This is a genomic window from Salinispirillum sp. LH 10-3-1 (genome assembly GCF_030643825.1).
Classification (GTDB): domain Bacteria; phylum Pseudomonadota; class Gammaproteobacteria; order Pseudomonadales; family Natronospirillaceae; genus Salinispirillum.
This window is the reverse complement of the sequence record NZ_CP101717.1, coordinates 2,195,361-2,211,325: the sequence shown is the minus strand read 5'-3', so window position 1 is coordinate 2,211,325 and position 15,965 is coordinate 2,195,361. Positions and strand designations below refer to the sequence as shown.

The window sequence follows — 15,965 nt, the reverse complement described above, 5'->3', positions numbered from 1 at the left end:
CCTGGCCGAAATTATTGAGGAACACACCATGGCTGACCGTTTATCCAGCTATCAAATATCCACCGCATCGCTGAACAACATTCTGCGTGCGCAAGCTCAGGTGGCAAAAACCTCCGAGCAGGTCAGCAGTGGTCGTCGTGTTGCTACACCTGCGGATGACCCAGTCGCCAACAGCCGTATCCTGCAGCTCAACCAAGAGCTTGCCTTAGGTGCTCAATACGTCAAAAACATCGACTCCTTACAAGGTCGGCTCGAATACCAAGAATCCATCATGGTGGGTATGGAAGTTGTGATGCAGCGGGTGCGCGAATTAGCCGTCGCTGCTGGTAATGGCACGACCACCCAAACCGACCGACAAGCTTATGCCGCAGAAATCAAACTGCGCATGGATGAGTTGTTCCAGCAAATCAATAGCAAAGACGCCAGTGGCGAATTTTTGTTTTCTGGCTTTTCGGGTCAAACCCAAGCTTTTGTAAAAAACCCGGGCGGTGGTTACACCTACCAAGGCGATGAAGGGCAGCGGTTAGTAAGAATTTCCAACTCCAACAGCGTACCCGTCAGTGACAACGGCAAAGACATCTTCTTAGATGTGCCTATTAAAAAGCCGTCTTTTTACACCTATGGTAATGAACTTAACCGCGGCAACCCGCCAGGCGTCATATCTCAGGGAGTGATATTCAATGAGGAAGAATTTCAGGATTTCTATCCTAATGACGCTATCATCACCTTTAATAACGAGCTAGACGTTGAACCGCCAGGTGCTAACTTCACCATACGTCGACGCAGTGATAATAGCGTTGTAGAGGGGCAAAAAAACGTTGCATTTGTACCCGGACAGCAGGTTCAGTTCGGCGGAATGTTGATCAGTATTAGCGGCAAGCCAGTGGCGGGGGACAACTTTGTGGTTGAAACCACGACCAAGCAAGGCCCTCTTTACACGTTGGAAAAACTGGTCGATGGCTTGATGATGCTGGGAGATTCATTCGACGAGTCACAAGCGGTCTCAAATCTAGTGGGTGACTCGTTGGATAACATCGACTCAGCCATTGAAAATATATCGATCTATCGCGCCAAGATCGGTGCCCGACTGAACACGGCGGAAACCACCAAAGACATTCATTTGGATCTGGAGTTGGTATCCAAAGACGTGCGTTCTAAGTTAGCGGATGTCGACCTGGCGGAAGCCGTGAGTCGTTTGCAAATGGAGACGACAGCGCTGCAAGCGGCACAGCAAACCTACGTAAAAGTATCGAGTCTCTCACTCTTTAACTTTATCCGGTAGATACCATCTCTCCGCACCGACCTCAAGCGGTTACTAAACCGCCTGAGGTTGATAGGGTTGCTGGTTCTTTATCACGCCAAAGCAGATCTGAACCAGCTTACGCATGGCCGCTCCTAAGGCGGCCATCCTGCTCTTTCCTTGTGCGAGCAGGCGATTTTTCTGTTTCTTAATGTCCGGGTTGTGCTGGCTTGCCGCCACCGCCGCCATGTACAGCTTGGCACGCAAGTAGGAAGGGCCTGTTTTACTGAGTGTCGTTTTGCCTTTGAGCACTCCAGACTCCCACAGTCGAGGGATCAGCCCGAGATAAGCCGCTACTTGTTTCGCCGTACAGAAGCGCTTGCGCGCAAAAAGGCAGACCAGTTCGCGCTGCATGACGCCGCCAATACCTTTGATGCTCCCCAGTAGCTCGTGATTCGTTGCCAGCACAGGGTCTTTTTTAATCCGATCATCAATGTCTTGTTTCAGACGCTCAATCTCGTCATCCAATTTGCCGATCATCGCGTGAATGGAGTCAGTCACTCGCAGTGATGCGCCGGATATCTGACTGCTTTCCAGTCGATTAGTCTCACGCTGACGGTCTTTTTCTAGTGCATGTAACCGCCGTGAAATAGCTTTCAGCTCTCGCACTTCTGGCGGATCCGGCTCCCAGCGATGTAAGTTGGCAGGCTCACTGGCACCGTACTTTGCCAGCAGTTTTGCATCAGACTTATCGGTCTTGTGCGTCATACCATGAGACTTGGCAAACAGATTTGCCTTTCCGGGGTTGGCTACAAACACCCGATAGCCTTGTTCATGCAGGTGATACACGAGGCCTTCGTGATAAACACCGGTGGCTTCCAGTGTGATATGAACGGACTCTGGGCTCATATCAATCGACTTCGCTAGCCACTGACTGATCAGGTGAAAGTCACTGTTCTTAAACACTTTCGTTTTTACTTTTTTGCCCGTTGCGTCGCGCAACCAGCACAGGTCAATTTTGCTTTTGCTGACATCAATACCAACGTAAGCAACCATCTCGCTCCACTCCCCTTGTACATACAGCATCACTTTCCACTGGAAAGGCGCTTGGATACCATTCAGTTTAAGAGATAAACGAAGTGAGGGGACAATCTACGTTTCAGTCGTCACTGCACTCAGGGCAGGTACGTCCTCACTCACTTCACGGTTATAGTGATAGCTAATCACCTCACCTGGAGAGATACAAGGGCGGGTGTTTACACCCGCATGTTGAACCCGTCGCGAGGAGGGCCGCGCTCATACGGCAACGTCTAGTTGTAACTGGCCCTTCAACCCTGTTGATACGCCTTCACCGCTTTTGCCTTGGCTTGCCCTTTCTGTAACTCCGCTTGCAAATGCCGTTGTTCCGCACCCAAGGCTTTGCGTAGCACGGCGTCTTCTTCCTGCAGTGCTCCTACCTGAGTTTGCAGCCATGTTAATTCCAATTCTCCTAGGACACTCAGTGAGGGCTCACTCAACAACTCCCCCAGAAGCGCGTCACGCTCTTGTAGGGTTCTTTGTGCTTCTTCCAGCATCGGCGGCGTTTCTCCAGTTAACTGGCGCAGCCGTTGCGTAAGCTCCGTGACGCGCTGCCAGCGTTGTTCTAATGCGGTCATGGTCATTAGTTATCTACACCTTCACAACTCTATGGCCTTAACTGTAACGGCTCTCCGAAGATTTGTCTGCCATGCGACGACTAATTTCTGCGTAGGTCTTTAGGTTTTGTCGGTATGGCCGATACTTCGTTATCGCCAACAGCGCCGCATCGAAAAAATTTCCGCTTTCTTGAAAAAAATCCTAAAGAACGGCAAAACCCTGCCGCCAACCCCACTGTGAATAAAGTGCAACGGCGGTTCGGGTGAGTCGTCGGCATGTAACTGAGGAGAGACTCTCATGGCACAGATTATCAATACCAACTTAGCGTCATTGACGGCTCAGCGTAACCTGACCACGTCACAGTCTGCTAACGAAACCGCCTTGCAGCGCCTGTCATCTGGTCTGCGCATTAACAGTGCGAAAGACGATGCAGCCGGCCTGGCCATCTCAACCCGCTTCGAATCTCAAACTAAAGGTTTGGGCGTAGCGATCCGTAACGCCGGCGACGGTATCTCTTTGGCGCAAACCGCTGAAGGTGCCTTGCAGTCTATGACGGACGCCTTGCAGCGTATTCGTGAATTGGCTGTTCAGTCTGCCAACGGCACGAACTCTGACGACGACCGTGTTGCTCTGCAATCGGAAGTTAACCAGCTGATCGCTGAAATCACGCGTACTTCAGAAGAAACCACGTTCAACGGTCGTACGCTGTTTGACGGTAACTTCAACGGTATTTTCCAAGTGGGCGCAAATGCTGGTCAAACAGTAGGCGTATCCATTGGTGAGTTGACCGCAGCCAAACTGGGTGCTTCTGATCAAGTGGGTGTTTCGGCATTCGGTACAGACGAAGCGTTGGCTAACGGCGACTTGACCATCAACGGTGTAGGCATTGATGCCTCTCGTGCGGGTGACGATACTGCATCTACCACCAATGCTGCGGCTTCTGCCATTGCAAAAGTTGAAGCTATTAACCGTAAGTCTGATGAAACCGGCGTGCGTGCGTTTGTAAATGACAACGTGGCGGCAGGTTCAGCAATGACTGGAGCATCGACCAGCGGAACCATTTCGCTGAACGGTGTCGAAATTGAGATCTCAACCTCAAGCGATACCAACGCCAGTCGTGCCTCTGTCGTTCAGGCCATTAACGCCTTTGCTGAGCAAACAGGTATTCGTGCTGTCGATACCGGCTCGGCAGCAAATGGTGTACAACTGGTTGCAGAGGATGGTCGTAATATTGACATATCTTTTAACTTTGCAGATTCAACTCTTGACCCTGTCACAGATGCAGATGAGATCGCTGCCCAAAATGCAGCTGCTGTAGCGGCAACCGGTTTGGCGGCAGAAGACACTTACTACGGTGGGTATACCTTGGTTGCTAATGGTGATGTTAAGGAGATTAATATCACTGGTGGTAACGGTACTGGTCGCGGTGACTTGGCAAACGCTGGTTTGACTGCAGGAACCTTTACACGCGCTACTGCAACCACGGTAAGCGAAGTGCAGGATAAAGTGTTTACTGTTGGGCGATTAGACGCTGGCGGTAGCTTGTTTAATACCGTGGCTGATGACGTTGGTACTGCTACCTTTGCTGATGAAGACGAGACCTATACTTTTTCTGTAAACGTAGCGGGTCAGAACGTTCTTACTACGGCGTTTGCCGGCGCGACGGCGGAGCAGAATGCTGTAGCCTACATGGCTTCCGAGATTACGGCTAATGCTGGCAATGGCGTGATAGCTTGGGAAGAATATACCGGTAACCTTCAAATTGCGGACATGGAGGCTGGTGATACGCTGACTATCGGAGGTGTTCCGGTAAGTGTCCCGAGCGATGACTATAAAGATCTGGCACAGGCAATCAATGACACCGATTTTGGTGACTCTTTGCAAGTTTCTGCATCGATTACTGTCGATGGTGCCGGAGTGCCAAACGGCGTTGAGCTAACCGTTAAAAACTTCGCAGCTACTGCAGTCACCGTTGAGTTTGAGCAGGCTACCACAGCTGTGGCAACATTCGGTGGTCAAGCTCTGACAAATGCTCAGGCGGGTACCATTACTGGTGAGTTGGCGTTTGCAAACCTTGATGGCAAAGACATGAGCGTTACGCTGTCTTCTGACCTTGCGGCTGGTGATACAACATTATTGTTGAGTGCATCTGATACAAACGCCTCTGCAAGCTACACTGCACCTGCAGGCTTGAAAGATGGTGATTTGGTCATTAATGGTGTTGGTATTGGGTCTGCGCGCACCGCTGCAGACACTGCCAGTGCAACCACTGCATCTGATGGCGGTAAAATCTGGTCGTCAATCAAAGAGCAGTCAGCCATTGCCGTTGCTGCCGCGATCAACGCTGTTTCCGGTGAAACAGGCGTGAGTGCGACGGTAAACGCAACTCAAGTTGTGGGTGGCGCAGGAGATGGTTTTGATCCTGCTGCTACTAACTTGGCGGTGGGTGATCAGGCTGGTATCTACATTAATGGTGTTGAAATCGGTATTGTTACCTTGCAGGCCGACAGTGGTGGTGCGATCGATTCTGACCGTGCTCGTGCTGATGCGCTAAATCTGATTAACCAGAACGCTGGTAAAACCGGTGTGGTTGCTACTGACAACGGTGTGTCCCTGACACTGACAGCAGCGGATGGGCGCAACATCTCCGTCGCAATCGACAATCAGTCGGGTACTGACGAGAGCATGGGTGCTGTGTTTGGCTTGGAAGGTGACGGTATCGGTGAAGCCGCATTCGGAACCGACTCTATTGACGGCCGTATCTCTGCTGAAGGCGTAACCTACGAAACCACATACGGTACGGTTACTCTGGAAAGTGCGGGTAAGTTCACGCTGGAAGGTGGCTCAAACGGCACTGCAGCGCTGGAGGCTCTTGGCTTGAAAGTCGGTACTTTCGGTGGTGGTGAAGATGGTCAGTTCTTGAAAGACATCGACATCTCAACCTTCGAAGGTGCAACGGCCGCCATTACTGCGGTAGATAACGCACTGCGCTCTGTAACCAGTACGCGTGCTGACCTCGGTGCGATTCAAAACCGCTTCGAGTCTACCATCAGTAACCTGCAGATCACTCAGGAAAACCTGACGGCTGCGAACTCTCGTATCCGTGACGCTGACTTCGCATCTGAATCAGCGGAGCTGAGCCGGACGCAGGTACTGCAGCAGGCGGGTATTTCCATCCTGGCGCAGGCTAACCAGCGGCCACAGCAGGTACTGTCACTGTTGGGATAATAGGGTCGATGGCCTAGGCTAGCGCCTAGGCCATCTCACTAACGTTCCAAGATAGTCGGTGAATGATAAACAAGAGGTATTTGCGTATGGCAAATTCAATGGAAGCAAGCTTGGCGGTCTTTAAGGCCACCACAGCCAAATCCGCCTCTTCACCTGCTGTACAGCAGACCAGAACCAACGAGACGGGCAAAGCACTGCCCAGTTCCACCGCCACGATGGCGAGTCTCAGCGGGACTGACCTGAGAAGTTCTGAACAGAAAGTAGAGGTCGCTCAGGACAAAGTCCAGACGGCCAACGATGTGAACGACGCCGTAGCCCGGTTGAAGGACTACGTGCAGAACACACAACGTTCGCTGAATTTCAGCTTAGATGAATCCAGTGGTATTACGGTCATCAGTGTTTATGATGCATCGACACAGGAGCTCATTCGGCAGATCCCCAGCGAGGAGGCGGTTTCACTGGCTCAGAAGTTGAACCAAGAAGAACCACTCACACTGTTTAGAGCGCAGGTGTAAGTAGGCCAAGCGTTATACAATTGCTTACAATATAGGGTGTAAAGTTTAACGGTGATGAGCCGATAAACCTTACACCCTTTTTGTGTTTGTGCGGAGCCAAAAAGGGCGTTAAGGTGAATCCATAGGGCGAGCGGTTAGCGCCTGACACAACGGCAGCGGAGTTTTATCATGGCGAGCATTCAGTCTTTAGGTATCGGTTCGGGATTACTGACCGCAGATCTTGCGGAGCAGATCATTGCGGCGGAACGGGAAGCTACTGATAAGCGCTTAGAGTTCAAAACAGCCAAGGTAGAAGCACAGATCACTGCTTACGGTGAAGTTAAGAGTGCCTTGAGCAGTTTGGAAGTGGCTGCACGAGCTCTGTCTAGCGCGACCAATATTCGCCAAACCAAGGCGACCTCCAGCAATGCCAGTGCTGTTACCGCAACCACGTCGTCCACTGCAGAGGTGGGTAACTATTCGATCGCTGTTGACTCCATCGCGCAATCTCACACGGTGGCATCACCGCGCTACAATTCTGTTACCGATACCGTCGGTACAGGTACGCTGACGTTTCGTTTCGGTACCTTTGATTACGACGGCAGCAATAACATTCAAGGCTTCGAGCAAAACAGTGCGGGGCGAGAATTCACACTGGACCTTAATTCGACCAACAATACACTGGGTGGCGTTCGTGACGCCATCAACGCTGCGAACATGGGCGTGCAAGCCTCGCTGGTGAACGACGGTACCGGTTTTCGCTTGTTGTTGAGCTCTAAGGAAGCGGGTTTGGACAATGCTATGGAGATCACCGTGGCCGGTGATGCCGGTTTGCAAGCCTTGGCGTACAACGAAACGCAAAATGATCCGAACAACAACATGCTGATGACGCAAAAAGCAGCCGATGCTGAATTGACGGTTAACGGTCTGGCGATCACGTCGCGGTCTAACCAGCTGACCGAAGTCATTCGCGGCGTGACCATCAACCTGAATTCAGCAACGGCCGGCAGTACGGTTAACTTGAACATCAGCCGCGATACCTCGGGCGTGGTCGAAAAAACTGAAGAGTTCATCGACGCCTATAACTTCTATCGTGAAGTCTATTCTGAGGTGACCAAATTCAGTCCAGATGATCCGCAGGGCGGTTTGTTGCTGGGCGACTCCACTTTACGTACGGTACAAAACCAGGTGCGCAGTGCGTTAACACAGATTGTATCGGGCCTAGAAAATTCGCAGTATCGTTCATTGGCTGATATCGGAATATTCACCGATAGGACAGACAACTATAAGCTGGCACTCAATGTCGATAAACTGGAGCAGGCTTTTCAGAATTCGATAGATTCAGTAACCGGTTTGTTTGCCAACCGTACGGTGGCAAACGATGGTTTGATCAATTACATTGCCAAGAGCGCTGATACCAAGCCAGGTGAATACGCTGTTGAGATTACGCAGCTAGCGACTCAGGCCAAAATGAAAGGGCGGCCGATCACCGAGCCGACGGCGGGGAATCCGGTTATTATTGGTGGGTCTAACGATTCCTTCCGTATTAACGTGGATGGGACCACGGCAACTGTAGACTTGACGCAAGGTACTTATGACAACATAGACGACCTGGTGTTGATGATTCAAAATTCCATCAACAACAATTCGACGTTATTAGGCCGTTCGCGCAGTGTCACAGTGGGCTTTAACGAAGCCACCAGCAGCATTGAGATTACGTCCAGTCGGTTTGGTAGCAGTTCGCAGGTGTCCTTGGTGGGTGCCGATGCCAATATTGCAAACACCTTAGGTCTGACCTTGCCTGGTCAAGGCGGTGTGAGTGGCCAATTTTACAATACGCTGAACGACCTGGCTTTCTCAGCCTCCACCATCCCTGGTTCGCGTGAGGTGTTCGAGAAAGACAGCTTTAATTTTGCCAGTAATACGGTTTCTTTTGACTTGATTCTGAACGGCGGTGCACCCGTCAATATTACACTCGACCAAGATATGTCGAACGTGTTGGACATCAATGGCAATGTGGTAGAAGAGCGCTCGCGTAACGACATGCTGTCGTACATCAACGCGCAGTTGAATGCCGCGGGGCTAGCCGGACAGGTGACGGCACAGTTCAATTCATCGAACCGTTTAGTGTTCAGTTCTCCGATAGACGCCGCACCGCAGACCATTGAGCTGGCCAACGTGAATGTAACGGGCAGCAACGATGTACTGGGGTTGGAGAGCGCGCAGGGTGATGCCAATTCTGGTGTAAGCATTGGCACTGGCGTGCAGTTCCAGCTCAGTTACGACAACCGCTACATTGAAGTGAACTCCGGTATTATCGACGTACCTGCGGGTATCTATGAAACACCGGAAGCCTTGGCTGCCGCTATTCAAGCAGCCATTAACTCTGACCCAACGGTGGAGGGCGCTGCCGTTGGCGCGATTACCACCCCTGGTACTCGGCCTATTGGAACGGCTATTAACTTTGATGCTCGGCCGGCCGGATTCACCTTTGAATACAACGGTCAGTCGTTCACTGTGGATGTTGATGCCAACGGCACCGACAACTTAGACAGCGTCCAAACAGCGATTGATAATGCTCTAGTGGCAGGTGGATTGGCAGCGGGTGATGTCAAGGCCATCAATTCAGCGGGTGGTTTGGCTTTAGAAACGCTAGCGAAGGGCAGCTCCGAAGTGTTGACCATGTTGTCTGACGGTCGTGGTGATATGACCACGCCGGGCAATGCCATCACGACGGGCATCGATTTTTCAGCCGACCCAGCTAACTTCACGTTCCGCGTTGATGGCGTCAACATTGATGTGTCGCTCACTGAAGACCTCAGTGCAGGAACCGCTGAAGATACCTTGGCGTATATTCAGCAGCGTCTGAACATTGGGTTGGCGAACGCCGGTGGCGGAGGTAACTTCACCGCCGGCGATGTGGTCGCGCGCTTGGACGAGAATGACCAGATAGTCTTTGAAACACGCTCTAAAAACGGCGCGAAAACCAACGCCACCTTTGGCGCTTTAGCGTCTCTTGAAGTCGTCTCCGCCGATGCCGGCGCTGCTGCCTCGTTAGGTTTGGCCGCGGCAGGCCCGAATATACTGGGCCGCGATGCATTCGGGTTTGAGTTGGGTTCAGTGCAGGGTTTTGATTCACAATCGACCGTGACCTACGAAAAAGACGAGCAAGGCCGTGGCCGATTCAACATTTCGTTCGATAATTCCACGAACGTATCCTTTGCTTTCGTGTCTAACCCGGCGACCAGTCAATTAGGCTTTAGCCTGTCAGACGGCTCAGAAAACGAAGTCGCCATGGGTAAGGATGTGCAGGGAACCATCAATGGTATCCGTGCGACCGGTAACGGCCAGGTGCTAACCGCCGGCAGCGGCGCGCAGGCGGCGACCAATGGGTACATTCTGGGTTCGCCAGGTTTTGATTTCTCCAGTGCGGTGGGCTTGGACTCAGCCAGCAATACCATTCGCGTCACTATTGATGGTGTGGCCTCGGGTGAAATTAATTTGACCGAGACCGCCTATGCCACGGGCCGCGCTTTGGCAGATGAAATGAAGCGGGCTATTAATAACGACAGTGCATTGGCATCGGCGGGTAAGGCGGTGGATGTGCAGTACGATCCCAATACCAATACCTTCGGTATTTTTTCGGTATCGACAGGTGTGAACTCCAAGGTGCGTATCAACTCAATGGACCCTGCGTTGTCTGCGGTGACTGGCTTGTCGCCTACGTCAGCGACGACGGACGGCAAAGACGCTTCGGGCTCTAAAGATCCTGCTGCTGGTATTCAGCTTCGTGTGTTGGGTGGGCAGTTAGGGTCACGCGGTACAGTTAACTATGTGAGCGGTGTGTTTGAGCAACTGGGCAATCTGTTTTCTGGCCTGTTGAAGTCTGGTGGAACGGTACAGACGCGTTTAGCAGGCTTGGATAAGGAAATGGACTTGATCAATGAAGAGAAAGCTCGGCTGGAGACTCGAATTGCCGCACAGGAGCAGCGTTTGAAGTCACAGTTCTTGTTTAATGACTTGATCATTTCCCGATTGAACAGCACTGAGTCGTTCTTGCAGCAGCAGTTCGACATCATGAATTCGATGCTGACCAATAAGAAGTAGGGCGGGTGCTTTTCTGTATGAGCATACCCGCCAATCAACGGCGGGTGTAGCACGTAGGGGCGCAGCCCTCTGCGCGAATCGGCCAGTGGGCTTGCCTCCTACCGCTTCTGCAAATACATCTGGTACATGCCGCCGAACAGTCTTGGGTTGTCAATTTCCAAGCGTTCCCAGTTCTTCAGGTCGTTCATCAACTGATCGTCCGGGAAGAAGTGTTGATAAGAGCGTCGCACCGACGGCGGCAACACGAAGCCCAAAAACTCCAGCGGTAACTGTCGAATCAGCAGGCTAAGATCTTCCGGCGAGAAGACGTGCTCCTGCGCATGAAACAGCAAATCTCGAACCCCACTCATTGAGTAAAAGTCGACCGACGTGGTGATGGTCTTCAAATCCGGGCCCTCACTCTTTTGTTGTAATAGGGCGTGACGGAACCGGCGAATATCGTCTGGCGTGGTGCCAAAGCCCTGATCAGCAATCACCCGCCTCAAGCTGGTGATGGTGGTTCGGGCACGGCGACTGTATAACCCAACCTTCATCAGACCCTGTGGACGCAGTAGTTCAGTCAATGCTTCCCAGCCGGCCATCGGGTTGCCCATGTGGTGCAGCACGCCTGAGCACTCAATGACATCAAAAAGCTCTTGCTCGGGCAGCAAATCCTTGGTGAGGGCTAGTATATCCGCTTGGTAGAATTCTATGTTGTCGACGCCATAACGCTCCGCCATGGCTTGCCCGTAGGCAAGGCTGCGGCGGCTGAGGTCGACGGCCGTGACGTCGACGTCATGAAAATGACGCGCCATATGAATGGCGTGCCGCCCCGTACCAGAACCCGCTATCAGTACACGTGTTGGCTTGCGGTGACGAAAGGTGTTGATATTGAACGCAGGGATCTCGCTCGCCACGGCACGCGCGTAATGCGCCGGTGTATGCAGCGGCAGGTGAGTCCAGCGTGGGTAGGGGTTATCTTCGTATTGCGCACGCACATCTTGAGATACCCCACCTTGAATATCCGTCAGGGCTTCGAGTTCGTTGGCCCGCACGACTTCTTCTGCGGTAGCTAACAAGTGCGCGTGGAAAACAGCCTGAGCTTGCTTGTCGGCAGCTTTCATCAGCGCTTTGACGGGCCAAGCCAATCCCTTCTGTGCCAGCGGCTCATAGAGCGACAGCAACAGCGCCGGTAAGATCAAATCTTTGGGTTTGCATTGACCACCCAGCTCTTCTTTTAGATAACCTTTCAGTGCTTGGATCGTTTGCGCTTCATCCGGGGTTTGGTACAGCAAGAACTCGTTATGTAACCCGTATTGCGCTAAGCCTAGCAGGAGCGGCTTAAGGTCGGCATCAATATGGCCAAGGCTTAGGTGATGATGCAAAACGGTTTGACGCAGCGATGCCAACAGGTCATCCAGTTCTGGATGGACAAACAATAGCCGGTTCAGGGCCGCGATGAGCAGCTCATCTTGCACCAGTTGGTGCAGCTCAATGCTGGCGTTCGGGTTGTGCAACTCGTACCGGTGAATGAGTAATGAACCGGCCAGTGGTGCAAGCGCTTGGTGGTCAAGATTATCCGTGTGCAGAAGATTGATGATGTCGGCGGCGAGGGTGGCATCGTAATAGTCAGCTTTGATCTGGCTGGCGCATTCAAGAAGACGAGAGGTCAGAGCGCTGTTTTTTGGGTATTTTCGTACCAGCTTGCGGTAATCCCCAAAGGCCTCGGCGTACATGCCGCTACGGTATTTGACGTAGGCTAACGACTGGTCAGCAATGGTGGCGTTGGGGTCGATGTCTATAGCATCGCGGAAAAAGGCGGCGGCATCGCTCAGGCGGTGGCGTTGCAGCGCCAAATGACCGCGGCTAAAGGCAATGCCAGGGTCCTTGGGCGATAGCTTGGCTGCTTCGGTGAGAAACAGTTCGGCATCATCAAACTGCCCCTTCTCCAGCGCAATACGGCCATTGAAGTTGTAGGCCAGAGCACGGTGTTCCGGGTATTGCGCCAAGGCTTCAGCCAATAAGGCGGCTTGCGCCAGATGCTCATTACTGGCGTCGTATCCGATGTCGTGTTTACCCGCTTGGTCCAGGTGCCAAACGGCCTGACGTTCGAGTACCTTGATATCGGTGTATTCCGGCAAGGCGGATGGCTTAACCTGTCGTTTTGCCTGTGTCATCTCTTGTCTCCGGCTTCTTTTTGCCATAGCGAGCGGCAGTCACTTGCCACTCTTACTGCCGTTACGCAGTGCCTTTGATCGGACAACCCCAGTAAATCCGCGGCTTAGCGCTGGAAATGACAGGGATTGTGTCTAAACTCTACAGAGGGTATTTCAAAGAGCGTGCCAGCATGGTGTGTTGTGTGTCGGATAGGAGTGTATATGTAGGAGGCCAGCCCTCTGGCCGAATATTCGCGCAGAGGGCTGCGCTCCTACGGATAATAATTCGAGTGGCTTACGGTCAATGAGCAAAGAAAAGACTTAAGTTTTGCCGCAAAAAGACTCAAGTTTTGCCGCAAGAAGTCGCCACACTCTATGAACCGTTGACAAAAAATACGAGGGCGCAAATATGTACGCACGCGGTGCTAGGCAGTATCAAGCGGTAGGGACTGAAACCAGCATCATGGATGCTGATCCGCACAAGTTGATTCAACTTCTGATCGACGGTGCTTTGGCGCGTATGTCAGCGGCAAAGGGACATATCCAGCGCAACGACATTGAGCAGCGCAACAAGATGCTGAACTCGGCGATTAACATTATCTCCGGGCTACAAGAAAGCTTGAATATGGACGCCGGAGAGTTGTCGATGAATTTGGAGCGTCTGTATGACTACATGACGCGCCGCTTGTTTGAAGCCAATATGCGCAACGATGAAAAAATTGTTGATGAAGTCATCGGTTTGATGATGGAAATCAAAACAGCTTGGGATGGTATTCGTCAGGAAGCTCTGGCTTTGGCGCGATGAAAGCATCGGATCGACTGCAAATTGAATACGACTTGATGACTGAATTGACGGCCTGCGAGGAGCAGGCCCTCGACGCCATTGGTCGAGCCGACTGGGTTGCGTTGGCCGGCTTGGCAACGGAGCTAGATCGTATTGCGGGTAACATCAACCAAGCGATGGCGAAGGGCTTTCACAGCCCTGATGTCGCCAGCAAGCTGCAGCGTTTGTTGGAACTCTATCAGAAGGCGTTGTTGCAAGCCCAGGGAGCCAATGAAGCGTTGAAACAGCAGGAGAAAGACCTGTTACAGCAGCGGTCGGATATTGCGACCCAAGCCCCACCCAAAGATTCATCGTCTGAAACATGATGCGGGTGTGAACACCCACCCTACCGGCCCACCGAATCAATATCCGTAGGAGCGCAGCCCTCTGCGCGAATATTCGGCCAGAGGGCTGGCCTCCTACGTAGACGGGACGGTCAAGAGGCTGGCCTCCTACAAATTCCCCTACACATTTCTGACAATATATTGACAAATATTTGACTCTTACTGAAAACGTGCTAAAAAGTAACAACAGAGTCAATTCCATGACGGCGATTGCCCAATAGTTTGTCAAATCTAATTGCAGTAAGGGTGGAGTGAACGGAAAGCAGACGTGATAGTCATGAAATAGCGGCATCACATTGACAGTTTGCAACCGAACGTATGCCCAGAGGATAGGCGCAGCATGTGGCGAGATAATAAATTCCTGGTTCTGACCGATGACGTGGCCTTGCGCCAGGAAATCGAAGTCATTTTCTCTTTTCTACAGGAAGAAACCATCAATTTATCCATGCAAGAGCATTGGCGGGATGAGTTGGAGCGTAAACTGGCGAGTTCGGACGACAGTGGCGCATTGGTAGGCATTATTCTTGGTCCAGTGGAGCAGTCGGTCAGTGAGTTGGTCGAGTCGCTGTTTGATTGGAACCCGGGCATTCCCGTGGTGGTGTTGAACGATGCGTTAGACATCAGCGCCATTGCTGAACCGGCGCGCGCCCAAGTATTGGCACAGATCAAATGGCCGGCGAGCTACAATAAGGTTGTCGATGTGCTGCATCGTTGCCAAATGTACCGAGAGCAATACGAATGGGGGCGCAATCGTCAGGTTCAGCGTGACACCAAGCTTTTTCATAGTTTGGTGGGCAGCTCTCGCCAAGTACAGAGTATTCGTGAGCTGATGGCGCAAGTAGCGGACAAAGACGTTACGGTACTCATTCTGGGTGAGTCAGGTACGGGTAAGGAAGTAGTTGCCCGCAATTTGCACTACCATAGCGAACGCAAGAAGCAACCATTCGTGCCCGTCAACTGTGGCGCTATTCCTCCCGAGTTGCTTGAAAGTGAGTTGTTCGGCCACGAGAAAGGTGCCTTTACTGGTGCCATTACGTCGCGTCCTGGCCGTTTTGAATTGGCAGAGGGCGGTACGCTGTTTTTGGACGAAATAGGCGACATGCCTTTAGCAATGCAGGTGAAGCTGTTGCGCGTATTGCAAGAGCACACCTATGAGCGCGTGGGTGGGAGCAAGACGTACAAGACCGATGTACGCATTGTGGCTGCGACGCACCGCAACCTGGAGCAAATGATTGCCGAGGGTAGCTTTCGCGAAGACCTCTATTACCGTTTGAACGTGTTCCCCATTGAGATGCCGTCGCTGCGCGAGCGCTCGGAAGATATTCCCCTGTTGATCAATGAATTGATTCGCCGGATCGAGGCAGAGAAGCGCGGGTCATTGCAGTTTAACTCGGCGGCCATTATGTCGCTGACACGGCACGACTGGCCCGGTAATGTGCGTGAACTGGCGAATCTGGTCGAGCGCTTGGTGATCATGCATCCGTTCAGTGTGATCGGTATTCAAGAGCTGCCGATGAAGTATCGACATGTTGAGGACGGTGACCCGGTTGAGATCCCGGTACGGGCGCCCGCTGCGCCTGTTACGGCCACACGGACGAGTGCGCTGGAAACCAAAGCTCTGCTGCCAGTGAACGGTTTAAATCTGAAAGAATACCTTACTGATCTGGAGCAGGATCTCATTCTGCAAGCTCTGGAAGACTGCGACAATGTTGTGGCTCGCGCTGCCGAGCGCCTGCAATTGCGCCGCACGACCCTGGTCGAGAAGATGCGCAAGTATGGCTTGATGAACAAAGAAGAGGTTTAAACTCTCGGCGGGTGTTCGGTAGGGCGGTGTATCCTCTTAATGAAAAAGCCGCCGCCGATATACCCTCTGCCATCCGCCGTCTCGGCTTGAAATCTGCATTATCGCCTAATCGGCACGCCCCTTGCTTTAACTACCAATAACGTATTAAAGACAGA

General features: G+C 52.2%; 10 protein-coding genes. 7 read left to right on the top strand and 3 right to left on the bottom strand.

Annotation, left to right across the window (positions count from 1 at the left end):
• Positions 1 to 28 precede the first annotated feature (28 nt).
• Positions 29 to 1,282, top strand: a complete 1,254-nt coding sequence (gene flgL / locus NFC81_RS09900; RefSeq protein ID WP_304994325.1) for a flagellar hook-associated protein FlgL — start codon at positions 29 to 31, stop codon at positions 1,280 to 1,282.
• Between the two features lie 33 nt (positions 1,283 to 1,315).
• Here the strand turns inward: flgL and NFC81_RS09895 are convergent, their stop codons facing one another.
• The gene (locus tag NFC81_RS09895; RefSeq protein ID WP_304994324.1) at positions 1,316 to 2,326 is read right to left on the bottom strand and encodes an IS110 family transposase; all 1,011 of its coding nucleotides are present in this window, start codon (positions 2,324 to 2,326) and stop codon (positions 1,316 to 1,318) included.
• A gap of 242 nt (positions 2,327 to 2,568) precedes the next feature.
• Positions 2,569 to 2,901 carry a hypothetical protein gene (locus tag NFC81_RS09890; RefSeq protein ID WP_304994323.1) on the bottom strand — a complete coding sequence of 111 codons (333 nt, stop codon included), beginning with the start codon at positions 2,899 to 2,901 and terminating at the stop codon, positions 2,569 to 2,571.
• A gap of 271 nt (positions 2,902 to 3,172) precedes the next feature.
• On the opposite strand from NFC81_RS09890, the gene NFC81_RS09885 reads away from it, so the two are divergent.
• The 3 genes from NFC81_RS09885 to fliD all read left to right on the top strand — a co-directional run bounded on the left by NFC81_RS09885 (position 3,173) and on the right by fliD (position 10,704).
• A complete protein-coding gene (locus NFC81_RS09885; RefSeq protein ID WP_304994322.1) occupies positions 3,173 to 6,103 on the top strand; it encodes a flagellin in 2,931 nt (976 codons plus the stop codon).
• A gap of 86 nt (positions 6,104 to 6,189) precedes the next feature.
• Complete coding sequence (locus NFC81_RS09880; protein WP_304994321.1) at positions 6,190 to 6,618, top strand: flagellar protein FlaG; 429 nt, start codon at positions 6,190 to 6,192, stop codon at positions 6,616 to 6,618.
• 168 nt (positions 6,619 to 6,786) lie between these two features.
• Positions 6,787 to 10,704: a flagellar filament capping protein FliD gene (gene fliD / locus NFC81_RS09875; RefSeq protein WP_304994320.1), complete on the top strand. Its 3,918-nt coding sequence runs from the start codon at positions 6,787 to 6,789 to the stop codon at positions 10,702 to 10,704.
• A 98-nt stretch (positions 10,705 to 10,802) separates the two neighbouring features.
• Here fliD and NFC81_RS09870 read toward each other — a convergent pair whose 3' ends face one another.
• A complete protein-coding gene (locus NFC81_RS09870) occupies positions 10,803 to 12,860 on the bottom strand; it encodes a methyltransferase domain-containing protein (protein WP_304994319.1) in 2,058 nt (685 codons plus the stop codon).
• 388 nt (positions 12,861 to 13,248) lie between these two features.
• Between NFC81_RS09870 and fliS the strand changes: the two genes are divergently transcribed.
• From fliS to NFC81_RS09855, 3 genes are all read left to right on the top strand, one after another.
• Positions 13,249 to 13,644: a flagellar export chaperone FliS gene (fliS, locus tag NFC81_RS09865; RefSeq protein WP_304994318.1), complete on the top strand. Its 396-nt coding sequence runs from the start codon at positions 13,249 to 13,251 to the stop codon at positions 13,642 to 13,644.
• A complete protein-coding gene (locus tag NFC81_RS09860; protein ID WP_304994317.1) occupies positions 13,641 to 13,988 on the top strand; it encodes a hypothetical protein in 348 nt (115 codons plus the stop codon). The genes fliS and NFC81_RS09860 overlap by 4 nt, the downstream gene beginning before the upstream one ends.
• 358 nt (positions 13,989 to 14,346) lie before the next feature.
• A complete protein-coding gene (locus NFC81_RS09855) occupies positions 14,347 to 15,810 on the top strand; it encodes a sigma-54 dependent transcriptional regulator (RefSeq protein WP_304994316.1) in 1,464 nt (487 codons plus the stop codon).
• Positions 15,811 to 15,965: the final 155 nt, after the last annotated feature.

Excerpts from the sequence above, each read along its gene's own strand:
- fliS (WP_304994318.1), top strand. The coding sequence starts at position 13,249 with ATGTACGCACGCGGTGCTAGGCAGTATCAAGCGGTAGGGACTGAAACC.
- flgL (WP_304994325.1), top strand. The coding sequence starts at position 29 with ATGGCTGACCGTTTATCCAGCTATCAAATATCCACCGCATCGCTGAAC.
- NFC81_RS09890 (WP_304994323.1), bottom strand. The coding sequence starts at position 2,901 with ATGACCATGACCGCATTAGAACAACGCTGGCAGCGCGTCACGGAGCTT.
- fliD (WP_304994320.1), top strand. The coding sequence starts at position 6,787 with ATGGCGAGCATTCAGTCTTTAGGTATCGGTTCGGGATTACTGACCGCA.
- NFC81_RS09855 (WP_304994316.1), top strand. The coding sequence starts at position 14,347 with ATGTGGCGAGATAATAAATTCCTGGTTCTGACCGATGACGTGGCCTTG.
- NFC81_RS09880 (WP_304994321.1), top strand. The coding sequence starts at position 6,190 with ATGGCAAATTCAATGGAAGCAAGCTTGGCGGTCTTTAAGGCCACCACA.
- NFC81_RS09860 (WP_304994317.1), top strand. The coding sequence starts at position 13,641 with ATGAAAGCATCGGATCGACTGCAAATTGAATACGACTTGATGACTGAA.
- NFC81_RS09870 (WP_304994319.1), bottom strand. The coding sequence starts at position 12,860 with ATGACACAGGCAAAACGACAGGTTAAGCCATCCGCCTTGCCGGAATAC.
- NFC81_RS09885 (WP_304994322.1), top strand. The coding sequence starts at position 3,173 with ATGGCACAGATTATCAATACCAACTTAGCGTCATTGACGGCTCAGCGT.
- NFC81_RS09895 (WP_304994324.1), bottom strand. The coding sequence starts at position 2,326 with ATGCTGTATGTACAAGGGGAGTGGAGCGAGATGGTTGCTTACGTTGGT.